The 14,225-nt window shown below is 35.3% G+C and carries 17 protein-coding genes; 7 read left to right on the top strand and 10 right to left on the bottom strand.

The window, feature by feature from the left end:
• Positions 1-55 precede the first annotated feature (55 nt).
• The 4 genes from ACN5L8_RS02845 to ACN5L8_RS02830 all read right to left on the bottom strand — a co-directional run bounded on the left by ACN5L8_RS02845 (position 56) and on the right by ACN5L8_RS02830 (position 3,755).
• Positions 56-811 carry a PilZ domain-containing protein gene (locus tag ACN5L8_RS02845; protein ID WP_115363207.1) on the bottom strand — a complete coding sequence of 252 codons (756 nt, stop codon included), beginning with the start codon at positions 809-811 and terminating at the stop codon, positions 56-58.
• Positions 786-1,997, bottom strand: a complete 1,212-nt coding sequence (locus tag ACN5L8_RS02840; protein ID WP_133296972.1) for a lytic transglycosylase domain-containing protein — start codon at positions 1,995-1,997, stop codon at positions 786-788. Before ACN5L8_RS02840 ends, ACN5L8_RS02845 begins: the two co-directional genes overlap by 26 nt.
• A 127-nt stretch (positions 1,998-2,124) precedes the next feature.
• Entirely contained in the window at positions 2,125-2,991 is an 867-nt protein-coding gene (locus tag ACN5L8_RS02835) for a vWA domain-containing protein (protein ID WP_419172246.1), read from the bottom strand.
• An 8-nt stretch (positions 2,992-2,999) separates the two neighbouring features.
• Positions 3,000-3,755: a MotA/TolQ/ExbB proton channel family protein gene (locus ACN5L8_RS02830; protein WP_115363201.1), complete on the bottom strand. Its 756-nt coding sequence runs from the start codon at positions 3,753-3,755 to the stop codon at positions 3,000-3,002.
• Positions 3,756-3,825: 70 nt separating this feature from the next.
• On the opposite strand from ACN5L8_RS02830, the gene ACN5L8_RS02825 reads away from it, so the two are divergent.
• Genes ACN5L8_RS02825 through ACN5L8_RS02805 form a run of 5 tightly spaced genes read left to right on the top strand, consistent with a single transcriptional unit; the run spans position 3,826 to position 8,477 of the window.
• Complete coding sequence (locus ACN5L8_RS02825; RefSeq protein WP_412475749.1) at positions 3,826-4,254, top strand: acyl-CoA thioesterase; 429 nt, start codon at positions 3,826-3,828, stop codon at positions 4,252-4,254.
• Between the two features lie 9 nt (positions 4,255-4,263).
• Positions 4,264-4,992, top strand: a complete 729-nt coding sequence (locus tag ACN5L8_RS02820; RefSeq protein ID WP_334678398.1) for an ABC transporter ATP-binding protein — start codon at positions 4,264-4,266, stop codon at positions 4,990-4,992.
• Positions 4,985-5,818, top strand: a complete 834-nt coding sequence (locus ACN5L8_RS02815) for an ABC transporter permease (protein WP_158536909.1) — start codon at positions 4,985-4,987, stop codon at positions 5,816-5,818. The genes ACN5L8_RS02820 and ACN5L8_RS02815 overlap by 8 nt, the downstream gene beginning before the upstream one ends.
• Positions 5,818-7,182 carry a hypothetical protein gene (locus ACN5L8_RS02810; protein WP_115363192.1) on the top strand — a complete coding sequence of 455 codons (1,365 nt, stop codon included), beginning with the start codon at positions 5,818-5,820 and terminating at the stop codon, positions 7,180-7,182. The genes ACN5L8_RS02815 and ACN5L8_RS02810 overlap by 1 nt, the downstream gene beginning before the upstream one ends.
• 23 nt (positions 7,183-7,205) lie before the next feature.
• Positions 7,206-8,477, top strand: coding sequence for an acetyl-CoA C-acetyltransferase (locus tag ACN5L8_RS02805; RefSeq protein ID WP_419172245.1), 1,272 nt, complete (start codon positions 7,206-7,208; stop codon positions 8,475-8,477).
• A 74-nt stretch (positions 8,478-8,551) separates the two neighbouring features.
• Here the strand turns inward: ACN5L8_RS02805 and ACN5L8_RS02800 are convergent, their stop codons facing one another.
• The 3 genes from ACN5L8_RS02800 to ACN5L8_RS02790 are packed head-to-tail and all read right to left on the bottom strand — an operon-like array spanning position 8,552 to position 9,984.
• Positions 8,552-8,827 carry a hypothetical protein gene (locus ACN5L8_RS02800; RefSeq protein ID WP_115363188.1) on the bottom strand — a complete coding sequence of 92 codons (276 nt, stop codon included), beginning with the start codon at positions 8,825-8,827 and terminating at the stop codon, positions 8,552-8,554.
• A gap of 10 nt (positions 8,828-8,837) precedes the next feature.
• On the bottom strand, positions 8,838-9,185 hold the full coding sequence (locus ACN5L8_RS02795; protein WP_419172244.1) for a hypothetical protein: 348 nt from the start codon (positions 9,183-9,185) through the stop codon (positions 8,838-8,840).
• 58 nt (positions 9,186-9,243) lie between these two features.
• On the bottom strand, positions 9,244-9,984 hold the full coding sequence (locus ACN5L8_RS02790; protein WP_115363184.1) for an NAD-dependent deacylase: 741 nt from the start codon (positions 9,982-9,984) through the stop codon (positions 9,244-9,246).
• Between the two features lie 49 nt (positions 9,985-10,033).
• On the opposite strand from ACN5L8_RS02790, the gene ACN5L8_RS02785 reads away from it, so the two are divergent.
• Complete coding sequence (locus tag ACN5L8_RS02785) at positions 10,034-11,050, top strand: metal-dependent hydrolase (RefSeq protein WP_115363182.1); 1,017 nt, start codon at positions 10,034-10,036, stop codon at positions 11,048-11,050.
• Here the strand turns inward: ACN5L8_RS02785 and ACN5L8_RS02780 are convergent.
• Positions 11,039-11,704 carry a hypothetical protein gene (locus ACN5L8_RS02780; protein WP_334678407.1) on the bottom strand — a complete coding sequence of 222 codons (666 nt, stop codon included), beginning with the start codon at positions 11,702-11,704 and terminating at the stop codon, positions 11,039-11,041. The genes ACN5L8_RS02785 and ACN5L8_RS02780 overlap by 12 nt on opposite strands.
• Before the next feature lie 36 nt (positions 11,705-11,740).
• Here ACN5L8_RS02780 and ACN5L8_RS02775 point away from each other — a divergent pair, with 36 nt between their 5' ends.
• Positions 11,741-12,013, top strand: a complete 273-nt coding sequence (locus ACN5L8_RS02775) for a hypothetical protein (protein WP_133296971.1) — start codon at positions 11,741-11,743, stop codon at positions 12,011-12,013.
• 11 nt (positions 12,014-12,024) lie between these two features.
• Here the strand turns inward: ACN5L8_RS02775 and ACN5L8_RS02770 are convergent, their stop codons facing one another.
• Together ACN5L8_RS02770 and ACN5L8_RS02765 are read right to left on the bottom strand one after the other, a co-directional pair.
• On the bottom strand, positions 12,025-12,738 hold the full coding sequence (locus tag ACN5L8_RS02770) for a diacylglycerol/polyprenol kinase family protein (protein ID WP_334678408.1): 714 nt from the start codon (positions 12,736-12,738) through the stop codon (positions 12,025-12,027).
• Between the two features lie 53 nt (positions 12,739-12,791).
• Positions 12,792-14,120, bottom strand: coding sequence for a cation:proton antiporter (locus tag ACN5L8_RS02765; protein ID WP_419172243.1), 1,329 nt, complete (start codon positions 14,118-14,120; stop codon positions 12,792-12,794).
• Positions 14,121-14,225: the final 105 nt, after the last annotated feature.

The raw sequence follows: 14,225 nt of genomic DNA, 5'->3' as shown, positions 1-14,225 counted from the left end.
GTCCTGTTATTATTGAAATCAAGCGCTTGGTTATCAGGCCACTTAAAAACGTGTTTTAAGCAGCTTTATTAAATTGTTGGTACTCTTTATTTTCTTCTTCTACACTGTCTCTAAGACTGTTTAAAAGCTTCTCAAGTTGGATTCTCTCGCTAACGCCAAGGTCGATAAATTGTACGCCCATTCCTTCTGGGTAACGTCCTACGGCCATAGACTTTCTAACTACTTTTGCCTTAAGTTCTAGCTCCTCACCAATATTAAAAGTGAAAACATCACCACATGAGAAAATATCCTTTTGAGTTGGAACATTATAAGAAATATAGGCTCCAGTTCTAGAGATATCAAAAGTATTACCTAAGTTAATTGGAATATCTGTTGAAGATACTTTTGTTGGTAGTGGTGCCTTATATCTTAGGGCCGTCTTCCACCACTGAGCAGCTGGTGAGTTAATTACATTTGTATCCTGACTTAGAATAAAATATGAGGTCATTAAGATATATGCGAATGTCGATAAAATAACTGTCGCTGCTTCAAAATCATTTCCATAAACGAGAACAATCGAATTATTTAAACAAACAAAACCAATTGAAAGAGGGAAGCTCCACTTTATATCATTTTGGGCCGTGAATGAGAAGTATGCATTAATACAGCAAGATGCCATGACCATTAAATTAAAGAATGTCATCTTGGACCAGATTGCACCAATATCTGTTGCGTTGTACCCATAGAGGAACATTACTTGGACTGGTATACTTACAGCAATTGCTAAAAATACAAATGCATAAACGTTAAAGATTAACGGCTTGATCTTCATGGATTTCTCCTTGTTCTTGATTTTGGCTAAAGTGATAACAGTAGCTATTTACTTTATTAATATAATTCTTTGCTTCTTTTAGGCGATCTGATTGACGCCAATTTGTACTTAGTTTTATTAGCTGTGACTTTACTCGAAATGGGCCTGAGTTATAACTTGCTAGAATAAGATCAGTGAATAATTGGCTTTTTTCAAATGATCTCACTGTCTTAATTTTTGGATAAGACTTTTGAATCAGATCAAAATTTCCTCTCCAGTACTTTTTTAGGTAGTTAATATATTCAAGGCCACCTATAACAGACTTTTTCTTATTAAGACGCCAGTCATTTTTATAATTAATTTTTCCTGTTCTAACTAAGAATTTAACAACACCATAAGGAAGCTTTTCAATTCTTTTATCAACCTTCCATTTATCATGCTTTTTAATAACATGTTGGCTTGCTGCATCTGTTACTTGTGTAAGGCCTATGGCCTTGGCCGAACTTACTGAGCGATAATTAAAACCAGATTCCTGTGCAATTAGGCCAAGAAGCATAGAAGGGTTTGTCTTTTCCTTATTTGCTTCTTTTTCAACTAATTCAATAAAGCTATCTTTTACATTAAAAGGATCAGTAGAAGATATTTTGATCTTCTCTTTAGATGCTTGACGACATGAAGGTTCTTCATATCGATAAAGAGATCTAATTTCTCCGCGATATTGATATCCAACTTTAATGTCCGTAGTAAGTCTAGCAGGTAGGCTTAATCGATTTATCTTATAGATGATATTCTTTTCATCTTGAAAGATAACTTTATTATTATGCTTAAAACTTGAGGTAACATTTTTTCCATTCCAAAAGATAACGATATTATCTGGATTTAGCTTACCTCTTGTTGAATTTATTTTTACGTATAAGTCATAGATGGAATGACGGTTTTGTTTTTTTGGGAAGAATTCGATTCCGATAGTACTTGTACCAACATTATCAAAGTTAATATGCTCATCTAAGATCTTTGTAAATGCTTGTAAATTCTCAAAATCATCACGATCATTAATAAGAGATAGAGTGTCACTTCCAAATGGATTCATTGGACCTGCACATGAACTTAGAAGGACCGTGGCCCCTAAAAGTAATGCTGAGAAACAGGCTCGTGTTAAGGCACGGGCCATGTAATTGATAAATGTTTGTTTCTTGGAAGCGTTCATTGACAATATTATGTCAATTTTGTGTAAGTTGCAGTAGATACTGGGAAGTTAATTTAATGATTACAGAGTCTTAACCCATTTTTTCTATAAAAATTCTAGTTATGAAAAATCGTAAATTTCGCCAACTTTAGAAGCCATAGAAAAAACCGTTATTGGATTTTGTTAAGTTTCTTAGGAATTTGTATAAGTTAGAGGATTTACTGAAGTTTTTGGCCCCTACTCCGATAGCATTAATCTGAACCTTGCGAAGACGGTTCTTAGTCGTGACCTGTTTGACGATATCATCGATATTATCGGGAGATGCTGTTGTTCCTGACTTTGTTGGTGAGCCATCACTTAATAAGACAATATCACTCAGATCAGAATATTGATCGAGGGTGTACATTAAAGCTGCTCTAGTTGGTGTCGTACCATTTGGAGTAAGCCTAGCAAGAAACCCATATACTTCTTCTTTTACTTTTAGATTATGAAGGCTTTGTAAAACACCCCAAAGAGAATAATATGATGAGCGATTAGGGCCTGGATAATAAATGATATCAACTTTATAGTCTTTACCCATTGAGGCAATTAACATTTTAAGGCCAGCCTTTACTTCTCCTATACGGTCATCTGTTGCCATTGATCCAGAAACATCAATGACAAAGGCAACATTCTTTCCTTTAAAGTTAAATCCTACATCATTAGTATTTGATTTATCATCTTGCTTCTTAGTGATCTTTTCTACGCTATCTTCTTTCTTAGGTTTTATACTTTCCTTAAGCTTTTGATTAAGCTCTTTTATAAGCTCTTGTTGTTGCGCTACAATTTTTTGACATTGATCTAGTGCCTGTGAGTTATCGACACAGACCTCTTGCTTTTGTGGTGGCTTTTGGGCAACTGGCTTTTCATTTTTTGGAACGACAATAAATAAAATAATGACAGCGCCGAGGGCACCAGAAAGTAGATCAAGAAATGAAATATTAAAGACGTCGATGGACTTTCTTTGGCGGCGCATAGACTTCCTTATACTTCGATTTTATTAACAAGGTTTTCAATGACATATTCCTTTGTTTTCATATGGAATTTGTCTGTTTTCTTTTGTAGGTCATGAAATAACCACATGAGAATAATACTTAAGATTAGTGCAACAAGTGTTGTATCGAAAGCTACACCAAGTGTTGCTGTAATGAGATTCATATCTTTTGAATTTGCAATCATCAATGCACTTGAGATACCTAGAACAGTTCCAATAAAACCAAGAGAAGGAATGGCCCACAGTAGGTAGCGAATATTTGATTGTTCTGTTTCAGAATTATCGCGATGAAGATCAGTGATAATATTAATAACTTCTAAGACTTCTGAAATACTTTTTGAAGAGCGAAACTTTGCACAAGAATTTTTTATTAATTGAGTAAGTAGAGTTTTTGAGTATTTCTTTTCAAATTCTTTAACATTTCGGCCAATTTCAATGACTTCATTTGCCATTAAAAGGTGACCTTCATTAGTCGGTAAAAGATTTGCTTTAAAATATGATTTTTCAGCTTTGATTTGTGCTTTTAAAGATTTGATCTCTTTATAAGACCAAATAAATGCCATATAGGTTAACCACTGTATATAGCCGCCTTTAATAAAGTCTCCACCTAATAGGATTAATATCCTTGAGACGATACCATCTTTTGCAAAAATATCCGACAGATATGCTCCGTTTAAAATGACAATAAAAACAGTACTGAAAACAACGGCCTGTCCAATGAGTTGCAATTCTTTCTTTTCTAGCATTGAGCTACCTTTTAAATTATGATGATAAGTATATGTTATTATAATTATATCGAATTTTAAAAGGATATAAATGGTGGGAAAAAATAGTGAAGCTCAAAACGAGCAAGAAAATATTCAACCTGAAGGTGAGCTTTCAGTAAGAACTCTAACAATGCCATGTGATACTAATCATAATGGTGATATATTTGGAGGTTGGGTTCTTTCTCAAATGGATATTGCAGGTGCAATCTATTCAGGAAAAAGATGTAACGGAAGAACTGCCACAATCGCAATTGAGGCCATGAAGTTTATTCAGCCTGTTGGTGTTGGGGATATTCTTTGTTGTTATTGCTCTACTGTCAAAGAGGGAAATACTTCTTTGTCTGTAAAGGTTGAGGCTTGGGTTGTTCGTAAATTTGAAACAGAACGAGTTAAAGTAACAAGTGGTGTTTTCACATATGTTGCTATTGATGAGGACAAACGTCCAAGAAGTATTAATTCTAAAACAGTTCTAAAATAAAGGTTATCTATGAGTGTTATTGATGTACGAGGTGTATCGAAGAGATATCGTGACCAATTGGCCTTAAGTGATTTTTCTTTAAGTGTTGAAAATGGCGATGTTGTGGCATTGCTAGGGCCAAACGGAGCAGGGAAAACGACATTTGTAAAATGTATGTTGGATTTAATAAGCGCTGATTCAGGTGAGATTACAATATTTGGAAAGTCTTCTAAGGATCCACGCTCGAGAGAAAGTCTCGTTTATCTTCCAGAGAAGTTTAATTTTTATGATTATTTCACAGTAAAAGAAACCCTTAAGTTCTTTGCAGAATTTCACGGTGTGGAAAAGTCTCAAGTAAATGGAAGAATTGATGAGGCCTTAAAGAAGTTATCGATTGATAAGTTTGAAAAGAAGAAGTTAAAAGAACTTTCTAAGGGACAAATGCAAAGAGTTGGTCTTTGTATTGCTGTCGTTGCTAATAAGGAGCTTATCATTTTAGATGAGCCTTTCTCTGGCCTTGATCCAATTGGAATTAAAGATGTAAAAGATATCTGCCTTGAATTATCACAACAAGGAAAGACGATTTTAATCAACTCTCATATTCTTTCTGAGGTCGAGAAGTTTGCAACAAAGGTAATTATTCTAAATAACGGTCAAGTCAAAGCTCAAGGTCCTCTAAATGAAGTAAGAGGGGATATCTCATTAGAAGAGCGTTTCTATGATTTAGTTAAAAATGATAGTGGAAGTGAACATGCTTAATTTAATAAATTTTACATTAATTAAAAATACAGTAGAAAAAGAAATAAGAAATAAGTCAGTTATCTTTTTATTTGTTCTAACATTTGTAGTTATGTACTTAGGTGGCGTTTTAACCAATACACTACAAATTGAAATAGAAGAGTCTGGCTTTAGTACATATCTAGCAAATGCTAGTATGACAGTTGTTATTTGGGTCATTAGCTTAAGTGCAAAACTTGTGGCGGCCCTTATCGCTGCAAATATCTTTAAAAGTGACTTAGAGAGTGGAGTTATTTCTCAGATCTTAGCATTACCAATTAAACGTTCTTCATATGTTTTAAACCGTATGCTTGGTGGAGGGATCTTAAGCTTTCTTTATCTTGTGATAATTCTTGTTATTGGTATGATTATTTTAAGTGTAAATAATCTACTTCCTAAGGGAATGGACTTACCAGTCATAAGTATGATTGCTTCACTTATTCCCCATTTTATACAGATTATAATCATTATGTTTGTAAGCTGTTTTTTAAGTTTATACTTTAATAAAATTGGGACTTTATTATTAACTTTATTTTATGTTCTGGCTTCAATCGGAACTTATGCATATATTAGCAGTGGAAACCCTGTTATCACAGGTTTTAATATATCATCTATATTTGGAAGTATCTTTTATGGAATCTTACCACGTATTGGTGAAGTTTCTGCTATTTCTGATATGCTTTCATTTGGGGCCGAGCTTGATGGTGAAAAAGTTAAGAGTATAATATTTGGTCTAATTCATTTAGTTGCAACTTTAAGTGCATGGGGATTTTTATTTAATTATTTATTTAGAAAAAGATCGTTCTAATGAGAAGAATACTTATTATACACTCAGATCAAGGTGTTCAATCTAGCTTGCGAGAATATCTCTCAAATGAATACTCATTTGAAGTTGAGTCGATTAGACATTTTGAAGAGATTAAATCACCAAAAGAGTTATCTACTTTTGACGGCATTCTTTGTGAAAATAAGTATACTGATAAGGAAGGCTTTAATGTTACTTCTGGTAGAAACTTAATTAACTACTCTATCGATCATTCAATTAAAAAGCCAATCATTATCTTAGGTGAAGTGGAAGTTGACTATGGAAATTATGTCAGTCTACCTTCACGCTTTTCATTAAGAGACGTGAGTCTTCAGTTAATCAAGAGCCTTGGTGTTACTGAAGAAGAGTTAAGGCATCTTAAAATGCCTGATTATATCCAGGTTGAGATATCCAACTTCTATCAATTATCAAATCCTTGTTGTGATATTTATATTAAAATGACTAAGACAGGTGAGGATCACTACGTTAAGCGTATTTATGCTGATGATGTTCTAGATAAGGATATCGTTCGTCGTTATGAAGATAATAATCTAACTCATTTCTATGTTCAAAAGGAAGACTTTGAAAAATTAATGGGACAAATTTTATCTCAATCATTAAGTAAAGTCGTTAAAGCTTTTAAGCAAGGAAGTAAGGTATTAGAAACAAGTTCTGATACTTATGAGATCTCTCAGAATTTATTAAATGATATGGGAATAACTCCTCAGACTGTTAAACTTGCTAAGACTTCAATTGTGGCCATGCAAAAGACTATTGCTGGCTCTAAAAAGTTAATGCCACTTTTAAGAGGATTACTTGAAAATGAAACATCTTATGCCTTTAAAAGAAATTATCTTATAAGTTTATTCTTTTATCAGATTATTCCAAATCTCGGCTGGGGGCGTGGTGACCAGTTAAAGCAAACTATGGATAAGGTATGTTATATCTGTTTCTTTCACGACATTGTTTTAAGAGATGAGGAGTTACTAAAGATTCACGACTCTGAAGACTTGGCCTTGGCCGATATTACAGCAAATCAAAAGAAGCTTGTGTTAGAGCATGCAAATATGTGTACAACACTTCTACAAGAAATTTCAGGGATTCCTAGTGGGATTGATGTTATTGTACGCCAACATCATGGGGCATTAAATGGAATTGGATTCCCTGATGTCTACACATCCAATCTTTCTCCTTTAGCAATTTGTTTTATTGTTATTGAGAAGTATGTCGTTGAAATTCTTAAGTGTCTTGAGAATCGTGAAAAATTAAAGCTTAACTCGATACTATTAGAGCTAGATGACTTTTTTCATTTAAGTAGTTATCGTAAGATAGTTTTCGAATTAAAAAGCCTTATTAATCCTAATTAACATCATAATATAAAGGGAAAGTTATGAATCAAAGAAAAGTATGTATCGTTACAGGTTCGAGAATTCCATTTGCTCGCTCTGGAACAAAGTATCAAGGAGTTTCTAATAAGGAGCTAATGACAGCGGCCCTTAAAGGTCTTGTTGATAAAATGAATTTAAAGGGAAAAGAAGTTGGTGAAGTTGTTCTTGGAGCTGTTAGTAAACATGCTTATGACTTTTCTTTAGCACGTGAATGTACAATTGAAGCAGGGCTTTCATTTCATACTCCTGCAACAGATATTCAAAAAGCTTGTGGCCTCTCTCTTGAGGCCTCTAATATTATCGCCATGAAAATTGCTACAGGACAAATTGAATGCGGTATTGCAGGTGGTGTTGATACAAATAGTGATATTCCAGTTGAGTTCTCTAAGAATTTCTCAGATGCTATGAGTAAAGCAAATTATGCTCGTTCAACAGGTGATCGTATTAAGGCCTTATTAAGTATTCGTCCAGCGGACTTAAAGCCTTCATTTCCTGCTGTGAAAGAGCCTCGTACAGGTCTTTCTATGGGACAAAGTTGTGAGCTTATGGCGCAACGTTGGCAGATTCCAAGAAGCGAGCAAGATCAATTAGCATGGGAGTCTCATCAAAATGCAGATCGTGCATATAACGAAGGCTTTTATAGTGATCTCGTTGTTCCATTTAAGGGATTAGAAAAGGATGGGATTTTAAGAGCGGATACGACAGTTGAGAAAATGGGAAGTTTGAGAACGGCCTTTGAGAAGTCTGATAAGGCGACATTAACTGCTGCAAATTCAACTCCTCTTACTGACGGAGCATCTGCCGTTTTCTTATGTAGTGAAGAATATGCAAAAGAAAATAACCTAGAGGTTCAAGCTTACTTTACAACTTGCCAGTCTGCTGCAGTTGATTTTATTGAAGAAGAAGGGCTTCTTATGGCCCCTGTTTATGCCGTTCCTAAACTTTTAAAAAGAGCAGGCCTTACTCTTCAAGATTTTGACTTCTATGAAATTCATGAAGCCTTTGCTGCTCAAGTTCTTTGTACATTAAAAGCCTGGGAAGATGAAGAGTTCTGTAAAACAAAACTAGGGCTTGATGGCGCACTTGGATCAATTGATCGCTCGAAGCTAAATGTTAAAGGTGGATCACTTGCTCTTGGACATCCATTTGGTGCTACTGGCGCAAGAATTGTGGCAGGCCTTGCTAAAATGCTTAATGAAAAAGGCGGTGGAAGAGGACTCATCTCAATCTGTACAGCAGGTGGGATGGGAGTCGTTGCCATTGTTGAAAAATAAATAATTATAAAAATAAAAAAGGGCATCAATGATGCCCTTTTCTTTGTTCAAATATAATCTTTAAATTTTAAAAATTATTTTTCGTTACAAGTTTCGTAACAAAGATTTCTTTGAGCTTCGTCAGCAACAAGTGCACACTCATCGTAACACCATGGCATCGACTTATTTCCTGATGCATAGTATGGCCCGTTTAAACATGAGTCCATGATTGCATTATGACATGCCATGAAATCATCTTTATTTGTTATTTCTTTACAAACTTCATTTGCTTGTTTTGCACAAACTTTTAAAACGCTTGCTGAAACATTTACTGATAATACTAAAGTAGCTGCTACTAATAATCCTTTCATATTTTTCCCCTTATAGATCATACACACAAGATGCTTTATTCCCAGTTAGAGACTCTAGCTTTGCTAGTGCCGCTTCGTAGTAATAGGCATCTTCCCCAATAGATTCTTTTAATACATATAATGTTTTGTAATTTGGTAATTCTTTTTCTTTTAAAACTTTAAAATTATCTGAGTATAAGATATTTTCAAGTTCCACAAGTGCGTGGTCTGAGGTTCTTGCCCAATTAACGACAATCTTATATTGATGTAACTTTACGTAACCTGTTGCATAATATGCATTTTCACATTGCTCACGTAGCGTCTGCGCATTTGCAAAAAAACTAGTAGCTAGCATTAATATTGCTATTATTTTCTTCATGACCTCTCCAATGTAATTGGCCACTTATAACGAACGCATAACGAAAATAAAAGTTAATTTAAGAGATATGTAATAAGTTCTCAACTATTTTTATGACGCCCTCTGTCGCAGTCTTATCTATTGTGTAGTCAAATAATTGAGCGTTATTAGTTGGATGGGGATTAATTTCAAGACAATATGCACCAGCGCTTTTGGCCATAGTTACAAAGTTGGCCGCTGGATAGACTAAACCTGACGTTCCAATAGAGATAAATAAGTCACAATCAAGTAAGATCTGTTGGATTTCATCGAGATGATGGGGGACTTCTCCAAACCAGACAATATCTGGCCTAAGATTGCCCTTTGTATGACAACACTCACAGCGACTTTCGCCAGTTAAATCGTCAAGCCATTGATAGACACGACCCGTTTTTATACAGCGGGCCTTTAGAAGTTCTCCGTGCATATGATAGACGTTCTTTGAGCCACCAGATTCATGGAGGTTGTCCACATTTTGCGTAATGATATTAACTGTATACTCACCACTTGCTTCAAGTTCACCAAGTTTTATATGGGCAGCATTGGGAGTTACCTCATCGCTTAAAAGCTGACGTCTTCTTTGATTGTAGAATTCATAAACTAAAGTGGGATTGTTTTTAAAGGCCAAGGGGGAGGCCACTTCATAAATATCATGATTTTCCCAAAGGCCATTCTGATCACGAAAAGTCTTAAGACCTGACTCTTTTGAGATACCTGCACCACTTAAGACACAGATATTTTTTATTGAATGTGAACCTGTAAGCTCTTTTAGAAAATCCATGGGAATATGGTATCATAAGCGAGTGAATTTAAAAATATGAGGTTTATAGGTGGATCCAGTTTCTCAAGCCGTTGTGGGAACAATGGCAGCTCTTGGAAGCATACGTAGAAAGAAAACTAAGACGACTGAAAAGGAGTCTGGCCCAAGCTTTAAGGCCATTGCCTTGTGGGGTGCTCTGGGGGGATTAGCTCCGGATTTAGATGTATTAATTCGCTCAGCTAGTGATCCTCTTTTCCACGTACAATTTCATCGCCATTTTACTCATTCCATTTTCTTTATTCCCATAGGTGCTCTTGTCGTCAGTTTATTCTTGCGATTATTTAGAGTGCCAATTAAAAGAAGTTATCTCTATACTTTCCTAGGTTATGCCACTCATGGAACTCTTGATGCTTTTACTAATTACGGGACACAGCTTTTTTGGCCACTCAGTGATATGCGTGTTGCTCTAAATGGTGTTGCAGTCATTGATCCTCTTTGCACAATACCGCTAGTGATTCTTGTCTTAGTCGCTATTAGGCTTAAAGATATACGATTTAATATAGCGGCCATTACTTATCTTTGTTTGTTTATGAGTCTAGGCCTTTACCAAAAGCAGAGGGTGACTGAGTTTTTGATTAGTAAATCGCTAATTAATAATGAAACAACACGCTTTATGGTTAAACCAACAATCTTTAATAATGTCGTATGGAGATCTATTGTTCTAGATCAGTCTCAAGCGAAATTCTATGCTGTAAAAAGTATTCCTTTTGGCGAGATTAAACTTTATCCAAAACATGAAAGCGCAAAGATTGTAAAAGAGGATGAGATTGAAAACTTACTCAAGCATTATGATTCAAAAAAGTTCTCTTATGATTATGAACGCTTTAAGCACTTTACTAGTGGCTACCTACATTGGGGAAAGAATAACACTATAGTAGATTCTCGCTATAGCATTCTGCCATATTCTTCTGAGGCCATGTGGTCTGTTCAATTTCATAAGGGCCCAGGTCACGTTCATTTTAATACTGAAAGGGCCGTTGATGTGAATGCTAGAAAAGAATTCTTAAAGCTACTCTTAGATTTCTAAGAGGTAACTTGATAGGTATTCAATATTTTCTTCTTGCAGCTCGTGAGAGTTAATTTTAAAACTCTTATATTGTGCATTTGAAATGATGGTCTTCAGTTTTTCAAAACTTTTATAAGAGTTCTCATACTCAACAACAGGGTCTCCCTCATTGTGAACTGAAAGGTGAGTGAAGTCTTTATTTTGCCCTAATTTATCAACCCTAGTATTTGAGTTAATGGCAATAGATGACTTAATCCCGCTTATCGACGAGGCCATAATCGGAGCAAGATACCCTCCTTGAGAATAACCAATTAAACTCACTGTATTCATAGGCACATTTAATGTATTTAGAAAGTTTTCTAAGGCCATAATTGGTGCCTGCATATCAATATGATAACTACCCTTACTATGATCAAAGAAGTACCAACTATAACGATAATGAATAACTTTTGGCCTTATCTTTGGAATGGGAAGGATGCCATTAGGGATAAGGATTCGAAACTTATCTTTAACTTCATCTGCTAATTTATCAACTAATGTCTCTTTTATTTGCTCAGCATTTTGGGCAAAGCCGTGCAAGACAAGTAGAGTTTGCTCGGCGTTCTTATTTCCCATCTCAATATAGTCAATCGGTAAAGTCGTTTGGACATTTATTCGGCTAGTATTATTTTCCATATGTCATATAATAGTAGGGGCGAGGAGATATTAAAAGTGAATTCTAGTAGTGTGGACTTGGCCCGTGAAATTGTTTTAGAAAATATTTCATTCTTTGAATGGATGAATATGGAAAATATTCTTATCTCGATAAAAAAAGAAGATCTCACTCTCTTAGATGAGGTCAATATGGAAGTCCTGGAAGATTACTTAAGTGAATTCTTAAATGAGGACTTAATCGAGAGAAAAATTGAAATAATTAACTCTCGAAAAGAGCCTTATTATCGCCGCAAGCAAATTAAAAAGAAAAAGAGGTTTGGAATCTTCTAAGCTTCTCTCTTCTACATAATCAATGCAAGAAATACCCAAATTGAAGAAGCTGTCACAAGTGGAATTGTGAGATTGTCATCAATTTTAAAGTCTAAGAAGTCAAAACCGGTTACGACAATTGAACTAAAAACACATACTAATGCGAGTTTCACATCAAAAGTGTAAACACTTGTAAGTACACCAATGTGGATTGCTAGAGTTGCAATAAGAAATGCAACAGTACCTTCAAGAGATCTATTTGGCGCTAGCTTTGTCTTACCAAATCGAATTCCAATAATGGCACTTAATGGATCACAAACAGCTAGTGTGAAGATGGCCACAAGTGCAATAATTTTTGGAAATGTTAAAATTGTAAGAAGTAGGCCCATGAGATAAGGCATTGATGCCGATTCTTTAAGCTGCTCCTCTGCCCTTAGAAGATATTTTGAACCAAGTTTTGTTAACTTGTTTTCTGGATAGTTTAAACGAATTTGTTCAAGAATATAGAAAAGACACGTGGCCACCCCTAGGATATGCACGGCCTGAGTGTGAGTAAGAAAGTGCTTATAAATCATTCCTGCAATAACTCCCATCGAGAAATGGAAGATACGACGCGGCATATGAAGGTCTTTACGAGTTTTTGTTATCTCTTCTTTCTTATCGTTATTCTTATCTGTATTTTCTGTCTCACTTGCTTTCACTTCACAAGTGTCTTGTTCATTAGCAGTCATTGAGGTTGTATCCATGTCTACATCTTAACTCACAACGTAAATCCTGACAAAGATATTTCAGTATATTCCTACTTTTTAAGGGCGGAAATACTATTATCAATGAAATCTTTCGTAATTTTAAAGAAACTTCGTGTTTGATTAGGTCCATAACGACTTGCAGCATCGTTCATCATCTCCACTGATATCTCTCCACTTCGCTTCAATGTTTCCTTTAGGATAAGGGGACCAGCTAACTCAAATATGAATATACTAGAGATAATTGTTTGAAAGATTATTTCACTAGTTACATGTGGGATTTCTCCAATAACCATTGCAACCGCTATGGCCGTACCTGCATGTGAATATAGACAGTGGCCAAGATTGTGGTAGTCATTTTCTTTTACACGATAGGCAAAGACTTTATTAGCAAAGTAAATTGAAATAACTCTAACGACTATATACATAAGAACATAGAGGGCGCCCTCAGAGATAATACCTGCAATATTGATATGGGTACCAGCATAGACGAAGAAAATTGCATAGAGAGAGCTTCCTATATCTCTTACGGTAGTATGAATGAGGCGACCTTTGGAAGAGGCCTGAGTGATGGTAAAGCCCATCACTAAGGAAACCAATAGAACGTTCAAATTTAAAAAATAAGTAAGGGTTTGCGCAAATATCAGCATTGTTACAATTGAAAAGAGAAAGTTTCCAATTTTATTTTCAAAATTCTCTAGCCAGGCAAGTAGGATTCCTAGAACAACACCGATAGCAATAGAGCCAAAAATGACCTTGGCCATACTTAAGATGGTCTCGTATGGAGTATTAAAAGATGGCCACACGCCAGTGGCCTCAAAGATAGCAGTAAAAATGAGAGTTCCTATAATCGTAACACCAGTGACAATTCCAAGGTGAATCATAATAGCGTCAGTTAGGGGGCCATGGCTATTATACTCTTTCATAACAAGAACTGTTGTAGGGGGAGCCGCTTCAACACTTATAACAGCAAGCATAAATGAAATAATAAGGATATTACTAAAAGTGAAGGAAGAAAAAATCAATAGGGTGATGGCAAAGAGAATAAAACTAAAGAAGAACATGAGGGCAACTTTTATATGTGATTCTTTCACAACCTGCTCTGAAATACGCCTCAAAAGATACTTATTAAACTCGCCACCTATATTGAATAGAATAAGTCCTAGGGCAAGATCCGAGAGGTAGCTTGTTTTTTCTAAGAACTCATGAGTTATCACACCACATACATATGGCCCAAGAAGTATGCCCAAGATAATGAAACCAGAAACTTTTGGGATCCCAATATTCTTCGAAAACCTGGCCACAATAAGACATAGAAGTAGGCATAGTCCCAGAATAGGAATAACGGCCTGAGTGTCTGATGGGTCAATAAAGTTGAACAATTTTTACCTCGAGCGTTTTCTGAGTACCATGAGTAATTTAATGCAGTGAGAAACTTTGACCAACTTAAGAGGTCTTAATTTTTACAAAATTAGTTTTTTGCGGAT

Source organism: Halobacteriovorax sp., from assembly GCF_048381875.1.
GTDB lineage: Bacteria > Bdellovibrionota > Bacteriovoracia > Bacteriovoracales > Bacteriovoracaceae > Halobacteriovorax_A > Halobacteriovorax_A vibrionivorans.
Note: the sequence above shows the minus strand (reverse complement) of the source record. Positions and strands in the feature narration are given on the sequence as shown.